Consider the following 16,317-nt stretch of genomic DNA (forward strand, 5'->3'; position numbering starts at 1 on the left):
AAATTTTTTCAAAAGAATCAACCCATAAAATTACAATATTTGAAGAGGTTTTGAGTTTGGGTTTAAAGTCTTTTAACAAACTTTAACATCAGAGAATTTCCTCCTTTAGTCGCACTTTAGCGTTTGCCAGATACCAAGCTGTGGCAAAAATTAATTTTGTGCGTTCTTGTAAAAGTGGAAAATTGATTTTGTCAGCTGTATCAGTTGGTTTCGTATAATCCTCATGCTCGCCGTTGAAAAAGAAAATTACGGGAACCCCTTTAAGAGCAAAATTATAATGATCGGATCTGTAATAATAGCGATTAGGATCTCTATCGTCATTATATTTATAATCTAGATTGAGATTGGTAAATGTGGCGTTAGCTTTTTGGGCTATAAAATCCAATTCCGTACTCATTTTATCTGAACCTATAAGGTAAATATAATTTTCACTGTCTTTATGCCTGTCATCAACGCGTCCAATCATATCGATATTCAATGTCGCCACAGTATCATCGAGTGGAAATATGGGGTTTTCGGTATAATATCTTGAGCCATGTAAACCAACTTCCTCAGCAGTAACATGCAAAAAAACGATGCTTCGTTTTGGTCCATAACCATCTTTAACGGCTTGGCTAAATGCTTCTGCCATTTCCAAAACGGCTGACGTACCCGAGCCGTTATCATCTGCACCATTATATATTTCTCCATTAACGATACCTTCGTGGTCAGAATGCGCAGCAATGTAAACATATTCATTCGGAAACTCAGCACCTTTTATATAGGCTATAATATTCTGTGAGTCGTTAAGATTGTCCGGTAGTGCCTCTTTTGGGACGATTTGATAGTAATTTGGATATGACTCTGGTGCCATTATATTAAGACTTTTGTAGTACTGTCTAATATAATCACAAACCTGATTATGTCCTTCCTCACCGGTCATTCTTCCCATGTATTTATCTGAAGAGACTTCAACAACATGGGATTTTAATTCGTCTATTTTTATGGTACTGAGATAATTTTCAACAATGGCTTTATCTTTATAAGTAATACTATTTTTAAGGTTGTTGACTTTTTCGCTATGTCTTAAAGTGGCACATGAGCCAACAAAAAGGAGGGCAGAAGCAATGAATATTTTCATGAAAAAGGTTGTAACTAATTGATTTTAGCAAAAATAAGATAAATAGCTTGAAATTTTTCTTACAATAAGATTGAAATTTTATATTTTTTCATCAATTATAGCACTGTCAATAATTGCTTTAGGTTTATCTTGAATCTCTTGATCTGTTTGCTCTAATGGTTCAGTCTCCTCAATTTCTGAAGTAGTGTTTACACTTTTATATATGGTTAAACCCAATGAAATTATGACTAAAAGAAAAATATATTGAATAGGTTTTATTTTGGATTGCTCTTTTTTTGAAAGAAACAGTAGTATCAAACCACTTATAAAAGCAATAATTATTGGTATAATAGAGAAATTAGAGAATTTAGTAGTCGCTAATATGGTTGCTGCTAATGCTGAAATAAGTCCAACTATGATTACTATTTTTTTCATGCCCTTTAAGTTTTGTGCTAATTTAATGCGTTCAATAATTATGTCAGCATTTATTGTGCCGAAAAATACAATTTGGATTAAAATGGGATTGATTTTAACATTGAAAAAATGGAGTCCATTTTTTTTCAAAAAAACTACTTAAAAACTTTTGGGAACAACAAAAAGGATTCTATATTTGCACCCGCTAAAGGAGAAATGGCAGAGTGGTCGAATGCGGCAGTCTTGAAAACTGTTGAGGGTCACACCTCCGGGGGTTCGAATCCCTCTTTCTCCGCGAAAAGTCCTACAAATGGCACCAAAAACCCTCTAAACAATTGATTTAGAGGGTTTTTTATTTTACATGATTTCATTTGATATCAAATAATATCAGTTAAAAAGGGGCTAATTCGGTGTAACTTGGATGTCTAAAAAAAGTTCCACCAGAAGCATATAAACAATTGAATATAAGTATTTTAACTTTGATTTAAAGTTGATTTATTTTAGTATATTGGTGGAAATCGGGAAACAATTAATTATGTCACTATCAATTTCACTTTTATTTTATATCAAAAAAAGCAAGGCAGATGTCACTGGAAAGACGAATATATACTTAAGAATAACGCTTGACGGCTGTCGGACAGAATTCAGTGTACACCGCAAAATTAGGATAGATTGGTGGAATTCCAGAACTCAATTAGCAATGGGTAATTCGCCAGAAGCCCAAAATATCAATCAACATTTGAGTATTCTACGTAATAAAGTTTACTCAATTCAACAGAATTTTGAAAGAGATAATGAGACTTATTCAGCGACAGATATTAGAGATGTATTAATCGGAAAAGACAAATCCAAAAAATTGGTACTTGAGATATTCCAGGAACATAACGATGAAGTTGAAAGTTTAATCGGAAAAGATTTTGCTACAGGAACTGCTGAACGGTATCGCACTTGCAAAAAACACGTAGCAGATTATATAAAGAAGAAATACAACAAAAATGATATTCCTGTACAGGATGTAGACCATCAATTCATTACGGGGTTAGAATACTATCTCAAGACGACTCGCAAGTGTGCACACAACTCAGCCATTAAGTATATAACTAACTTTAAAAAGATTATTCGAATTGCTCACGCTAATGATTGGATAGATAAAGATCCTTTCTTGCATTGGAAAGCTAAACTGAAAATTGTGGAACGTGAATTTCTAACTGAGGAAGAAATTCAAAAAATTATAGATCTCGATTTGAAAATGGAACGGCTCGACCAAGTACGTGATATTTTTATATTCTGTTGTTTTACTGGTCTAGCATATGCAGATGTCAAAAAACTGAATAGAGGCGATATTAGTGTGGGTACAGATGGTGTAGAGTGGGTGAAAACGAAAAGATCAAAGACGGATACTCGAAGCAATATACCAATTCTACCCATTGCTAAAGTTATCGTTGACAAATATAAAGACAACGAGCTACTGAAAGAAAAAGATTTGGTTCTACCAGTTCTTAGCAATCAAAAAATGAACGCCTATATCAAAGAGATTGCCACATTGGCGGGCATTACGAAGAATCTTACCTTTCATTTAGCACGACATACTTTTGCGACTACAGTAACTCTAACCAATGGTGTTCCAATAGAGTCAGTTAGTAAAATGTTAGGGCATACCAACCTTAAAACAACACAACATTATGCTAAGATTTTAGATATGAAAGTTAGCAAGGATATGGCTCTTTTAAGATCAAAATTTCAGTAAGGATCTAAAGTGGCTTTCCATAATCTTTGTTGTTTTTGCGCAATATTATATCCACATAGCCATTTATTGGACTGGTCAATTTTTCTTTTTCTGCCATAAAACCATTTTTTACAAAATTTGTGGCTGCCGTTTTCCAGTTTTTTATGTTTAGACCATTGCTCAATTTCCAGTTTTTGATTTGATAATAGGCAAAGAATTTTCTGCCCTCTATTTCCGGCCAATTGTTTTCTTTAAAAAAATTTAAAACAACCAGTTCATTTTTTGGCCTTGCCAGTTTATTATAGTTTTTATTTATTTTATGTTTATAAGAAGATACCAAATTTTGGCGTGGTCCTGGGACGGTCATGGCCAAATTTTGGACTGGTAGGTCACAAAAAATGGACATCTTAATTATGGATCCTCTTGTAGGATGGTACGATGGAAAGTATTGTAAATAGTTCCAATCGTTTAAATCCTTGACGAAGTTGTGATAGGTTGTCTTTGACTTAATTTTTGCCCGCTCCATTATAAGTTCTCGATTAATCGTGATTGTTGTTTTGAAAAACTCCTTGTTCCACTTTCGGAAGAACGCCAAATACAATGTAATGTGCCCCTGTTTTATGCGAGTGTCATTATGAAACCGCTCAAACGCCCTATTGAGTTGGACGATATAATTCACCTTTTCCATTTAAACCCTTTTTTAGATTGTGTTTCCTTGTTTCTATTTTCAAATTTCGCTTTAACCTCTTCAGGACTTTTTGCTGTCAGAAGTTGTTTTTTAACAGGTTTTATTTCTACAAATAGCGATTGTAACATTGCAGTAGTTGGTTTGGTCTGGGATTTTTCCATATCTCTCATTATTGCGATGACCGCATTGATTCTTTTGAGCAACTTGGCTTCGATGGTTCTTCCGGTCGGACCTAATTTCTCCTTTGGCGATATTTCATTATAGAAGAAAAAATCGAGCATTGTGGACATTGCCTCGGTATGAGATTTGAAGTGAGTGCGTGAAAATGTCTGGAAACGTTTTGCAGTTTCCTTTTTAAATCTGATCCCTGTAAATGTGTCCATAATTGTCTGGTTTGTCGCAAATTATTCCCTAAAAATGCACATTTGAAGCTCGTTTGACGCAAATTGGTGATTATCAGTAAATTAAAATAATTATAAATCACTGATTACCAACTGTTTGAAAACAAAATGGAATATGTAACATCGCAGCGCGTGTTACCCTCTTGCTATTCCATTCCTACATTTCATTTCGGTACTTTCATACTTTTTACCGAAAGCTAAAAAGCTCCTTCTTCATTATCCCTAGCTAACGATCTTTAACAGTGGTAAGTTGAAATATTTAAACTATTCTCAATGATACCAACCAAGAATCGTTTTTTAAAGAGCTGACATTTAGTTAGAATAGAACAATAGTTAAGCCATATTATTTGGTTCAAAATGCTGTCAATTGGTTGCCATAATGGCATATATCCATATACTTATTATATCCAGAGCGTTTTCCTTTTCAAATGAACTTGATTAAGCAAAATTTTAAATCAATACCATTTTGTAGGAAAACAGCGAAAACAATGACTATTAGATTATTTTAATTCCACTTACTTCCCATAGAGCCTCGCTGTTACCTTTTCAGTAACAAACATTAAAATTCAGGATGAGTAAGGACTTATAAAAGGGAGTTTGCGACCGGTTATGCAGTCTGTCTCGTTCTTAATTTTGAAACTTTGTGAATTGAAAGGGTGAAGTGATTTGTTTCTAAAGCGAACGCTGTCACTTTTTCTGCGACGGGGTTCAAGATTGATTTAGTGAACCGCTTTTCTCGGAATGCAGCTTTTCGCAAAATGAAGAGGAATGTGGTGGAACGGGTTGTAATGACATGATACTATTTCACATCTAAAACCAATTCATAATGTGTACTTCTTCCTCCTCTAGTTGGAATAAATACACCCTTACCTACTAAATCTTGAAGATCACGAGTGGCAGTAGCCTTTGAGGTTTTTGTGATACCTATATATTTACGAGCATTCATACCACCTTCAAAACCTTTTGGACCTTCTTCAAACATGCGTTGAACTACACGCAATTGTCTTTCATTCAATTGCTCATTAAATCGATCGAAAAAGCGAGCTTTTTTTAAAGTAAAAGCAACTTCTTGTGTGGTTTGCCATTGGGCAATAAGAACAGTTTTAACGAAATAGGACATCCACTCCGATATGTCATTTGATTGTTGCGCTTTTTCAAGATGGAAGTAATACGATTTTTTGTCGGCTTCAATACCTCTCGACAGACTTATTAAAATGGGTCTGTTTAAATATTGGGACAATGCTTTTTCAGAAATACATCTTCCCAAACGCCCATTTCCATCTTCAAAGGGGTGAATGCTCTCAAAATATAAATGGGCAATTGCCGACCTTATAATTGGTTTTTTAATAGGGTGCTTTCCCGATGGACTACTATCATTGAACCATTGAAGAAATTGCTTCACTTCAATTGGTACCGAATCGGATGGTGGTGCTTCAAAATGTATTTTCTGTTTTCCAAGAGCTCCAGAAATTACCTGCATCGGCTCTTTATGGGTTCGCCAAGTTCCTACTAGGACATCATTTGCTCCCATCATGAGGGATGCATGCCAAGCAAAAAGTTTTTCTTGTGTCAACGGCTCTGAAAAAGTCTCTCGAACATCCATTAGTAAAGCCGCCATTCCTGTTGCCCGCTGGTCTGAAACATCATTCTTTGGTATATTGAGTCCAAGATTGTTTCTTACAGAAGATTTTACATCCTCACGCTCAAGATATTCTCCTTCAATTTCTGATGACTTAATCGCTTCATCGACAATTGTTTGTATAACCGTTTCAAGTTGTTCACCTCGGTTTAAGCCTTCTAAATATCCTTCTAATTGCCCTGTTCGGGACATATAGTCAAATAATAATCCTTCTACGTTTTCTAACGAATACGTGAAGTTGGGCCATTCCGGTTTCTGCCAGTTATAAATCATTATGAGCCGATTAAAATATTTATTCAGCTCAAATATATTGATTTTTTGAGTTGATTAAGTTAATTTATCGGCTCAAGATTAAGTATTAATATAAAATAAATGCTCAATTAAAAAGTCAACTCGATTAAAAATAGTACAATAAATCGCATTTTGAGAATGAAGCACTCATTCAAAACTTTCAAAAATTTAGTATTAAAAGAAACTCCCAAACCAAAATTGTAATTGGAAATTCTTTCGTGTCACATAAAAGAACACATCACATCTTCCTTCGCAATAAACATTACAAAGTAGAAATGATGTATTGGCTAACTTAATTATTATAACTTTTTAAATTCAAAATAATCAATCCATAAATTTTGAGGGAACATATCATTTTTTCTTAGATTGAAATCAATAACTTGTGTTCCATTATCTAAATTCACGGTTCCTAACTTTATCCTCTCTGTGTATTTAGTATCTTTTGAAGATTTAAAATCTATACTTTTTAGTTTTTGATTGTTGATACTGATCTCAAAAATACCACCTTCTGGTTGTTTTATGATATTTGCATAGACTTCAAATTGTCCTGATTTGTCCGAGTCAAATTCTGTTTTTAACTTGTTCTCTTTATCTTTCTGAGCCGCCCAAAACAGAACCTTATGCCCACTCACAGTTTTATAAAGAGATTCATGGGCAAACACATCAATCGAGCCCCAACCACCAAAATTTTCTGCAATCTTTAAGGTTTCTGCCTCTAAAACATTGGGCTCCCTAAATACTTCAAATGGAATTTCATAACCATAAAGTTCATCAGCAGGTGTAGCTTTAATGGGATCTTTTCCATTCGCATCCAAATACCAATACACCACAGTGGCGTATTGCGTTGGCCAATCATTGGCAAAATATTTCTCCATATAGCCCTCAAATGACTTTTGGAAAGGAATATTATCAATCACCTGCCATCTGTTGACCGCTTGATAGCCCATATTATCGCTATCTATGGACTGACTATGGAATGCCTGCTCAAATAGAGACGGATTGCCCCAAGCATAGCCAAAGTAATCTTCGGTTCCCGTTCCAAACGTCGATGGAAAAGTCTCACCATCAATGAAAAACTTTTCATCACCTTCTCCCCACCAATGATGGCCTTCTCCAGCATTAGTGTTACCGCCTCCTTTTGGATTCCAAAGCGATAAAGAAGCTCCTAAAAATCGACCTTTGCCTTGTGTTTTTAACATTAACCAATCTGGCCAACGTTCCTTTTTAATAGGTTCAAGATCACGGTGCCATTTGGCATGAAATCTGGCATAATTGTCTTCATCACCCATGAGTTCTTCCTGTCCAATTTCCAAGGAAACGGTGACTGGAAATCCGGAATAATTGTGCACACTAATTTTTGCGCCATCTAAAAACGGCATGTACCAATAACTGTACATCCATTCATAGGTCATTCCCATAGGCAAGGTTTTGTAAATATTATAACCCGGTGCAGAGCCAAAGAAATCACCAATTGGCGACCATACCGAAGGGTTTACTTCACCATCCCAAGAAATCTCTAAAATAGTTTTTCTTAACACTTCATCTAAATTGTCTTTATTAGCACCTTCAATCTTTGCTTTTAAGCTTCCAATAGCACCTTTACCATTCAAATCAAAAGCGATTTCTCTTGCGCCACTTTCTAAAGTCAATTCTTTTGTAGAAATATTCAATTTTGAATTATAAGGGTTTTCGCCCATTTTTTGTCCGAAGAAGGTGTTTACCAAAGATAACGCATTTTTAGCTTCGTCATTCAAATTTGGATTGAACTTCTCAACAATTGCATCATCCTGAAAGGTAATATAATTAAAATGGTAATACTGACCCCAACCCGGTTCAGCAACCACTTTGCAACTTTTTTGATACGTTATAGGCACATAATTATTGAAGCCCTTAGCATCGGTTTCATAGACCAATTCAGAAAAGTCAAAGGCTGGGATACTTGGACTAAAATAATCAATGAATGACTCGCTCACTATTGGTGTTTCACTGCCATCTATATAAATGTTGACTTTACCTTGGCTAGGGTTTGCTGACCAGATACGGACAATAGCGCCTGGTCCGGTCATTTCCGCCAATACCTCATTATCGGCTTCTTTTCTAATAAACTGCGGACTGAAGCCATCGTTATTTGCTGACCAATTAATAAACTTACCTGTTATGGAATCCACTTTACTTTTACGGTCATAACTTGCCCACATTTCACTTTTTTCATCTTCATTTGGTAATGTTGCCAAAGCTTTTAAATCGGTTAACCTATTGACCAATGATGTGTACGTGATGTTTTTATCTGTTTTTGTTACATTTTCGTCTTTACAGGAAATGATAAATACTATGAAAAATACACTTACTCTAAAACTCAGTTTACTAACTATTGATGGCTTCATTATTATTGTTTTTTTGTTATTATTTCCTTTAAGAGTGCTTCCATTTCTGCAACCACTTTCGGGTTTTGGTTATACACATTTGTACTTTCATAAGGATCAGTCTCCAAATTGTACAATTGTGCCATAGCAGCTGTTTCCTTTATTTGTCCATCTTCAATATCACTATTGATTTCTTCCGTAAAAGGAAATGCCGCAGCACCACCAAAATCATGGTCTCCCAAATGTTTGGCACCAAAACCACCTCCACCTTGCGCAGGAATGAACATCCATTTACCCTTACGAAGTGATAAATGATTTCGAGAACCTGCAGCAATAACCATGTTTTCACGAATAGGTTCCTTAGGATCTCCTATAAGTGCGGGTAACATATTCACACTATCTGGACCTTCATCTTTTTTAGGTTGATAGCCAATAACCGCAGCCAAAGTAGCAAACAGATCCACATTTGAAAACATTTGATCTGAGGTCGATCCCGGAACAATTTTTCCCGGCCATCGTGCAATAAAAGGTACTCTGTGGCCGCCTTCCCAAGCGTCAAATTTAAAACCTAAATAAGCACCATTCGCGTGATGACCTGCTTCACGAGCAAATTGACCACCTCTATTAAGCATACCGCCATTATCACTTGTGAAAATCACTAAGGTATTATCTGAAATGCCTTCTTCATCTAAAGTGTTCATAATTTCAGAAAGCATCCAATCCAATTCGTGGATAAAATCGCCATAAGGTCCCGCTTCACTTGTACCGATAAAACGTGGTGCAGGCGTAAATGGATGGTGGATATTGGTTGTAGCGAAATACAGGAAGAATGGTTTTTCCTTATGCGCTTTTATCCATTCCACAGCCTTTTCCTTTAAAGTCGTGCCGACCATTCTATCATTGTAATTTTGATGCGCTGCCTTGGCACCGCCAATTTCGTCAATGCCCATTTTTTCATCAAAAAAGCGTGTTTCGGCCTTTTTCCCATACACAAAAGGATCTTCGGGTACAAGACCCACCACATCATGGTTTTCTACATAAACAAAAGGAGGATGGCTGTTTAGGATAGGCACGCCAAAATAGTAATCAAAGCCAAGTTCCAATGGCCCGGGTTTTAAGGGTTTGTTCCAGTCAACGGGACTTTCATTGCCAAAACCTAAATGCCATTTACCTATGATGGCAGTTTGGTAGTCTGCTTTTTTCATCAAACTTCCCAAGGTCATTCGATCCGTTTCGATTTGTATAGGTGTTTTGAGGAAAATGGGATAATACAAATTGCTTCTTGCAGGATAACGCCCTGTAATCAACGCATATCTTGAAGGGGAGCATACGGCTGAGGCCGAATGAAAATCAGTAAAACGCTTACCTTGGACAGCTAGTTTATTGATGTTTGGTGTCTTGACCTTAGTGGCGCCTTGAACACCAATATCACCATATCCCAAATCGTCAACATTGATAATGATGATATTGGGTTTTTCGGTTTGTGAATACCCAAAAGAAAATGTAAACAACATGAGTACAATGATCCATCTTAATTTTGAATTTGCTGATTTTGAATGTTCCATCCTATTTAATTTGATTTATTAGTTAAATTTGCTGTGCGTATTTGTAAAGACTGGATTTCCGGTAAATTGCTTACAGGACTGTCCAAATAAAAATAAGCGGTGGCAGAAACATCATCACGACGGTAAAAGTTGACCCATCCCTTTGGGAAGTCCTCATCTTTGATATCAGGCGTTTTATCCATTTCCAATAGCTTATAAAAGTCCATTTTGTCATGCACGGTTACCCATTTCAGTTCCGCGCCATTATCGACATAAGAAATAACGTTTTTAATATCCGCTCCCCCCATTTGTTGGATGTCGACTTTAATATCATCGTAAAAATAAACGGGATCTGGAATATGATAGCGGTAAAAGGCATACAAACCTTTTTCTTCATCAACAATTGGTGAACCTTGAAATTGATGTGAAAAAGCACCTTGTCCATAAGCGGTCCCAATATAATCTTCCGTACCTGTACCAATTAGAGTGGGGTATTCCTTATCGCCATCAATATACATTTTAACCTCACCTTCACCCCTCCAACTTTTTCCGTAAAGGGGGTTGGTCTTGATGCCAATATTGGTACCCAAAAATCTGCCTTTCCCATTTACTTTGGGTAAAATTTCAAAATCTTCCTCTAAATTGGTTAGCAATTCCCTGTTCCAATGGGCATGAAAATATAATGGTGCAGTTGAGCCATGTTCTTTCTCCACCATATTGATGTCATAAAAAAGTGCTATCAAATCTTTATCCGAATCATTGCTTAAAGTGATTTTAGCACCTTTTCTGAAAGGCATTGGGATGACGCAATTAAAAGAACGCCCTTCTGGATCGGAAAAAACACTACTTTCAAAAGCCACGCGTTTTCCAAGTCCGACGCCAAAAAAGTCACCAATCGGAACTGAAACGGCAGGTTTATCGGCACCGTCCCAATACATGTTCAATCTGAGCGAACGCAGCATTTCAGGGCTTCTGTCGTTAAACGTTAACCATATTCTCTGTATGATTCCCGAACCGGTAGCTTCCAATAAGGTTTCAGTAGTTCCAGCTTTTATACTGTTAAAAGCATGTCCTTTTGCTTTTTCGTTTTCTTGTCCGCCAGCACCTTTGACTCCAGTTTTATTTTCAAAACTGAACCATTTCGACTGTTGGTCTTTAGGCGCATCATACAGCTCTTGCGCATACGATGCGCTTACTGATAAACATATAAAAATCGAAAAAACAAAAGTTGAGTACGTATTCATTTTAAAAACAGCTTAAAAGTGGATTCTAAAGTTACGGTTTGGGTATGGTTTCGTTGGCGATTTCATAGCACAAACTTATCAGTTTTCAAGATTAGAAAAATTGAAATGCGAATGCTCGAAAATCACTATCCCACCAATGAACTATACCCATTGTGGCTGTTGCACAACCTCCTTTTTCATCAAATTACGAATTATTACCAGTTTTTAGGAATACCAAACACTTAATAATCATAAGATTACATATTCTTAAAAATTAGGAAAATCATCTTTTCTTAGAAATTTTGACTTGTGCATCAGTTACCATTGTTGTGTTTTCGTACTTTTTAATTACTCAAATTTCCAATTTCTCTGTTTTCACTTCCTTTTGCAACTCCAACATTTAGGTCGCCTAATTCTTTACGGGCTTTTACTACCTCTATCATGAGTTCTTCCACTTTTTCGGGATAATATTCAATTACATTATATTGTTCACCTGGATCCCGCATCATATTGTAAAGTTCTGATTTTTCAATTACCGTTTCTATTCTTATCCCTCCGTGACCATCATTACCAGGTTTTGCGTTGTAAGAACCATAAGAGTGTGGTAGGACAAGTTTCCAATTGCCTTTTCGTATTCCGTTTAGATTGTTTTTACCAAAATAATACAGGATAGTCTTTCGGGGTTCCGATTTAAAATCACCTTTCAAAAGAGAACTAATGTCAACCCCATCAATTTTATTCTTAGACAATTTGCCATTTGTGATTGCTGCAAATGTTGGTAACAGGTCAATGGCACAAGCCAATTTATTGCAAACAGTGCCTACCGGAACTTCATTTGGCCATTGAATAATAAATGGCACTCTTTGTCCTCCTTCCCAGCTTGTTGTTTTTCCTTCTCGAAGTCCACCTGCTGAACCTGCATTATTCCCAAAATTTAACCAAGGCCCATTATCACTTGTGAAAATTACCATTGTTTTATCTAAAATATTGTTTCTCTCAAGCGTTTTTATAATCTCGCCAACGGACCAATCAATTTCCATCATAACATCACCATAAAGTCCTTGCTCGCTTTTTCCTCTGAATTTATCTGAAACTCCCAAAGGAATATGCCCCATTGTGTGCGGCACATATAAAAAGAAAGGTTTTTTTGCATTTCGGTTTATAAAATCAACAGCTTTTTCGGTGTAGATGGTGGTAAGTTTATCCTGATCTTCAAGACTAGTGATTCTCTCTTTTACATCATTTCCTTCAATTAGCGGTAGCTCAGGATATTTGCCCCGTCCATTATCTTCAGGCAATTTCTCGCCTGTAATATCGCTACGTGGCCACATATCGTTTGAATAGGGTAGTCCTACATATTCATCAAAGCCATGTTGCAAAGGCAGGAACTCTTTTTGCCAACCCAAATGCCATTTACCAAAACAGGCAGTTGCATAGCCTTGTTCTTTAAACATTTCTGCTATTGTATATTCATCTGTGTTTAGGCCAATCTTATGATAAGGAAACAAAGCTCTTGAAAAACCAATCCTATTAGGGTAGCAACCTGTTAAAAGTCCGGCACGAGAAGCACTACATACGGGTTGAGCAGAGTAGAAATTTGTAAATCTCATACCTTTACTTGCCAATTGGTCAATGTTTGGTGTTTCAAACCCTGTAGCACCATAACAGCCGACATCACCGTAACCTTCATCATCTATAAAAACTATAATAACGTTTGGTGTTTCTTTATTTTGCCCTTGAGCTTGATTACACATTGTAAACAAAGCTGTAATAAGAATTAAAGTTATATGCTTTCTCATTTTTTATAATTTAATGATTTTACCCTAAAGTCCTTTCAGTACTTTAGAGCATTCAATATACAATAGTTTAATATATTATTTTTCACTAGCTACTTCTATTGTTTTGTATGAAACACAACGAACATATAACATAATATTCAATTGTGCAATATTTAAACGTTTAAATTGATGTTAACTCATTATATATCAAAATAATTATCATTTTTCTATTTATATGGATGAATTTCTTTAATTCTTCCCAATGTTTGGACCATCGATATCTTTTACCGAAGGTAAGCGATCTGCTACTTTGGGCATTTCAGGGAAAGCCATGTGAGGCTCTGATTGATACCAATACCCGACAGTATAATAATTGTCTGATCTATGGTTAGCATGGCCATGCTCAATGGTCATTTTAATAGAAGTATTAAAAGTCACTGGCGATTCATCATGAAACCGATAAACAGTCCATTGCGCACCAACATCATCGCCACCATTGATGGGATTGCCATAATCTTTATAATCAAATTCAGGTTTTGAATTTCCAAAAGGGTCTATACCACAGCCACCATAACACCAAGCACCCAAATAATAATCTTCTGCTCCTGTGCCCGTAATTTTAGGGCTTTCATTGCCATCAATAAAAATCATTTCATCGCCTTCACCCCACCAATCGCCTTGATTTTGTATCAAACTGTGGGTCACACCAAGAAAATGCCCTTTACCCTTGGCTTCCATAATCACGTAATTGCCTTCTCCTTTTAGATTTTTATGGTTGTTCACCAAGGTATCACCATTCAAAGACCAATCATCAGTCCAGCCATCCGTTGAGGTTTGTTGGCGGTACTGCGCATGAAAATAGAGTGTATTTTCAGGAAGTGATATGTGCTTTTCCCAATCAATATTGTAATAAAAAGCACCTATGGCAATGTCCCCTTCGTTAGTAATGGTAATTTTCGCCGATTTATTAAAAGGCATTGGAAAATAGGCGTTCAACGCACGTTGGGAACCTACGGATGTGAATTTGGATTCATAAAGGTTATATTTGCCCAGACCAAGCCCGAAAAAATCGCCAATTGGGGTTTCCACACTTGGTGTATCTTCACCATCCCAATACATTCTTAGGGTAATTTTCTTTAAATGATAAGGTTCATTACTGGCGATGGTCATCCAAATATGTTTGATGATCCCAGGTCCTGAAACATCACCAATAGTTCGGGTTTCATTGGGTTTGATCTTGTCTTTCCAATTACCATCGTCATTAGCACCTGTTTTGTCATAGCTTGAGATACGTTCCGTACTGTAATCTCTGGCCTGCCAGATTTCATTTTGTCCCAAAACAAGGTTTGAGCATACAATAAAAAAACCTATTAAAAGGGAATGCATGACTTTTGTGTGTGTTGATTTTTTCATTTTTTTGTGTTTTACGTGATATTTAAACTTCTTAAAATCTAATAACTTGGGGCAGTAAAATCTATAGTTTGGCTTCTAAAAAATTGCCAATTTCTTGATATACTTTGTAGCGTTTGTCATATATTTTTGAGCGCTCCAAATTGGGTTGATAGGTTTTATCAAAACCTTGCCCCAACGCAGAAACGGAATTTTCAACAGTGTCATAAACACCTGCAACCACAGCAGCAAACATTGCTGAACCAAGCGCACAGGTTTGCTCTGCTGAATTCACTTTTATGGGCATTTTAATGATATCTGCCATCATTTGCATAACAAAATCAGATTTTCTGGCGACGCCGCCTAAAGCAATAATACCTTTGATTGAAACGCCTTTTTCAATAAAATGCTCCACAATTTTTCTTGAACCAAAACATGTGGTTTCCACCAAACTTCTAAAAATACTTGGGCCATCACTTGCAAGATCGAGATTGAAAACCCCGGCTTTTAGATAGTAATTGGCATTTGGTGTTCTACGTCCATTAAACCAATCGATGGCCAACTCTGAATGTTCATCAAAGGGTAATTGTTTTGCGGCCTTGCTTAAATCCAGCAACACATTGGTTTCAATGCTGTTGATAAGCTGTTGTTTTACGTTAGTTTCAATATCAGATTTCAGAATATAGTCTATGCTTGTTTTGGTCAACAATTGTTTGAACCAATCGTAAACATCTCCAAATGCGGATTGGCCTGCTTCAAAACCAATCATTCCGGGAATGATCGATCCGTCCACCTGTCCGCTGATTCCCGGAACGACAATCTGTTCTTTTTTACTTTTTGGAATCACTAGCATATCACAAGTTGATGTGCCCATGACCTTACTCAAATAATAAGGTTCTATTTGGCCTCCAACGGCACCAAGGTGTGCGTCCAAAGCACCAATTCCGATTTTTACAGTTTCGGACAAGCCCAATTTTGATGCCCATTCGGCACATAAATTTCCCGCAGCCGTATCTGACGTAAAAACTTCAGAAAATAATGGATGTTCAAGGCCATTGAAAAGTGGATCTAATGAGGTAAAAAATTCTTTTGGTGGCAAACCACCGTATTCATCTGCCCACAACCCTTTATGCCCTGCAGCACAAACACTTCGTTTTATGTTTTTATAATCGGTACCTCCCGTCAATAAAAAAGGCATCCAATCGCAATGTTCTACCCAAGAAACAGTAGCATCCCTTACTTTTGGATCTATTCTTAATGCACGCAATAATTTAGCCCAAAACCATTCAGACGAATAAATACCCCCTGAATATTTGATATAATTGGGTTCAAAATTTTTAGCTTGATTGTTGATTTCATCGGCTTCTTTTATTGCGGTATGGTCTTTCCAGAGGAAAAACATAGCGTTTGGATTGTCTTCAAACGCTTCTTTTAAAGCCAATGGCATGCCATTTTCATCAACAGGGCCTGGTGTAGAACCCGTTGTGTCTATGGTCATTGCTTTTATATTTTGAACGATTTCTTTTGAAGTGTTAACCACCACAGTTTTAACTGTATATTCAAGGCCTTCCAAATAATCCAATGGATGCTGGCGAAATTGGTTTTTGGATGGATCACAAAACAGGCCTTTTTTCCAGCGTGGATATTCATATTCAGCTTCAGCAACAATAGTTCCATCGTGGGCATTGACTAATAACGAACGGACAGACGCTGTGCCATAATCGACACCAATTACATAAGCTTCATTTTTTTCATTGCCCAT

Annotated in this window: 12 protein-coding genes and 1 tRNA gene; 2 read left to right on the forward strand and 11 right to left on the reverse strand. The window is 36.5% G+C overall.

The genetic code is table 11. The annotated features are described in order from the left end of the window. Positions 1 to 88: 88 nt before the first annotated feature. Together HM990_RS07320 and HM990_RS07325 are read right to left on the reverse strand one after the other, a co-directional pair. Positions 89 to 1,120: a M28 family metallopeptidase gene (locus HM990_RS07320; RefSeq protein WP_178988298.1), complete on the reverse strand. Its 1,032-nt coding sequence runs from the start codon at positions 1,118 to 1,120 to the stop codon at positions 89 to 91. 78 nt (positions 1,121 to 1,198) lie between these two features. Next, positions 1,199 to 1,534 (reverse strand): FUSC family protein, encoded by a 336-nt coding sequence (locus HM990_RS07325; RefSeq protein WP_178988299.1) that lies wholly within the window; start codon positions 1,532 to 1,534, stop codon positions 1,199 to 1,201. Positions 1,535 to 1,723: 189 nt separating this feature from the next. On the opposite strand from HM990_RS07325, the gene HM990_RS07330 reads away from it, so the two are divergent. Beyond that, positions 1,724 to 1,808: transfer RNA gene (locus HM990_RS07330), tRNA-Ser, on the forward strand. A 240-nt stretch (positions 1,809 to 2,048) separates the two neighbouring features. After that, positions 2,049 to 3,260, forward strand: coding sequence for a site-specific integrase (locus HM990_RS07335; protein WP_178988300.1), 1,212 nt, complete (start codon positions 2,049 to 2,051; stop codon positions 3,258 to 3,260). A gap of 4 nt (positions 3,261 to 3,264) precedes the next feature. Here HM990_RS07335 and HM990_RS07340 read toward each other — a convergent pair whose 3' ends face one another. The 9 genes from HM990_RS07340 to HM990_RS07380 form a co-directional block, all read right to left on the reverse strand. Next, on the reverse strand, positions 3,265 to 3,765 hold the full coding sequence (locus tag HM990_RS07340) for a hypothetical protein (protein ID WP_178988301.1): 501 nt from the start codon (positions 3,763 to 3,765) through the stop codon (positions 3,265 to 3,267). 149 nt (positions 3,766 to 3,914) lie between these two features. Further along, positions 3,915 to 4,310: a BfmA/BtgA family mobilization protein gene (locus HM990_RS07345; RefSeq protein ID WP_229719407.1), complete on the reverse strand. Its 396-nt coding sequence runs from the start codon at positions 4,308 to 4,310 to the stop codon at positions 3,915 to 3,917. Between the two features lie 817 nt (positions 4,311 to 5,127). Then, complete coding sequence (locus HM990_RS07350) at positions 5,128 to 6,240, reverse strand: Fic family protein (protein ID WP_178988302.1); 1,113 nt, start codon at positions 6,238 to 6,240, stop codon at positions 5,128 to 5,130. Between the two features lie 317 nt (positions 6,241 to 6,557). Beyond that, positions 6,558 to 8,642, reverse strand: coding sequence for a glycoside hydrolase family 172 protein (locus HM990_RS07355; RefSeq protein WP_178988303.1), 2,085 nt, complete (start codon positions 8,640 to 8,642; stop codon positions 6,558 to 6,560). Positions 8,643 to 8,644: 2 nt separating this feature from the next. After that, complete coding sequence (locus HM990_RS07360; RefSeq protein WP_229719408.1) at positions 8,645 to 10,186, reverse strand: sulfatase family protein; 1,542 nt, start codon at positions 10,184 to 10,186, stop codon at positions 8,645 to 8,647. Positions 10,187 to 10,191: 5 nt separating this feature from the next. Further along, positions 10,192 to 11,409 carry a glycoside hydrolase family 172 protein gene (locus HM990_RS07365; RefSeq protein ID WP_178988304.1) on the reverse strand — a complete coding sequence of 406 codons (1,218 nt, stop codon included), beginning with the start codon at positions 11,407 to 11,409 and terminating at the stop codon, positions 10,192 to 10,194. A 323-nt stretch (positions 11,410 to 11,732) separates the two neighbouring features. Continuing rightward, on the reverse strand, positions 11,733 to 13,187 hold the full coding sequence (locus HM990_RS07370) for a sulfatase family protein (protein WP_178988305.1): 1,455 nt from the start codon (positions 13,185 to 13,187) through the stop codon (positions 11,733 to 11,735). A gap of 228 nt (positions 13,188 to 13,415) precedes the next feature. Further along, positions 13,416 to 14,579 carry a glycoside hydrolase family 172 protein gene (locus HM990_RS07375; protein WP_178988306.1) on the reverse strand — a complete coding sequence of 388 codons (1,164 nt, stop codon included), beginning with the start codon at positions 14,577 to 14,579 and terminating at the stop codon, positions 13,416 to 13,418. Between the two features lie 61 nt (positions 14,580 to 14,640). After that, on the reverse strand, positions 14,641 to 16,317 hold the full coding sequence (locus tag HM990_RS07380; protein WP_178988307.1) for a ribulokinase: 1,677 nt from the start codon (positions 16,315 to 16,317) through the stop codon (positions 14,641 to 14,643).

It is taken from the genome of Winogradskyella schleiferi (assembly GCF_013394655.1).
GTDB classification, from domain to species: domain Bacteria; phylum Bacteroidota; class Bacteroidia; order Flavobacteriales; family Flavobacteriaceae; genus Winogradskyella; species Winogradskyella schleiferi.

Bases quoted from the DNA above. Each gene is read 5' to 3' on its own strand.
- HM990_RS07320 (WP_178988298.1), bottom strand. From the start codon at position 1,120: ATGAAAATATTCATTGCTTCTGCCCTCCTTTTTGTTGGCTCATGTGCC.
- HM990_RS07325 (WP_178988299.1), bottom strand. From the start codon at position 1,534: ATGAAAAAAATAGTAATCATAGTTGGACTTATTTCAGCATTAGCAGCA.
- HM990_RS07335 (WP_178988300.1), top strand. From the start codon at position 2,049: ATGTCACTATCAATTTCACTTTTATTTTATATCAAAAAAAGCAAGGCA.
- HM990_RS07340 (WP_178988301.1), bottom strand. From the start codon at position 3,765: ATGGAGCGGGCAAAAATTAAGTCAAAGACAACCTATCACAACTTCGTC.
- HM990_RS07345 (WP_229719407.1), bottom strand. From the start codon at position 4,310: ATGGACACATTTACAGGGATCAGATTTAAAAAGGAAACTGCAAAACGT.
- HM990_RS07350 (WP_178988302.1), bottom strand. From the start codon at position 6,240: ATGATTTATAACTGGCAGAAACCGGAATGGCCCAACTTCACGTATTCG.
- HM990_RS07355 (WP_178988303.1), bottom strand. From the start codon at position 8,642: ATGAAGCCATCAATAGTTAGTAAACTGAGTTTTAGAGTAAGTGTATTT.
- HM990_RS07360 (WP_229719408.1), bottom strand. From the start codon at position 10,186: ATGGAACATTCAAAATCAGCAAATTCAAAATTAAGATGGATCATTGTA.
- HM990_RS07365 (WP_178988304.1), bottom strand. From the start codon at position 11,409: ATGAATACGTACTCAACTTTTGTTTTTTCGATTTTTATATGTTTATCA.
- HM990_RS07370 (WP_178988305.1), bottom strand. From the start codon at position 13,187: ATGAGAAAGCATATAACTTTAATTCTTATTACAGCTTTGTTTACAATG.
- HM990_RS07375 (WP_178988306.1), bottom strand. From the start codon at position 14,579: ATGAAAAAATCAACACACACAAAAGTCATGCATTCCCTTTTAATAGGT.
- HM990_RS07380 (WP_178988307.1), bottom strand. From the start codon at position 16,317: ATGGGCAATGAAAAAAATGAAGCTTATGTAATTGGTGTCGATTATGGC.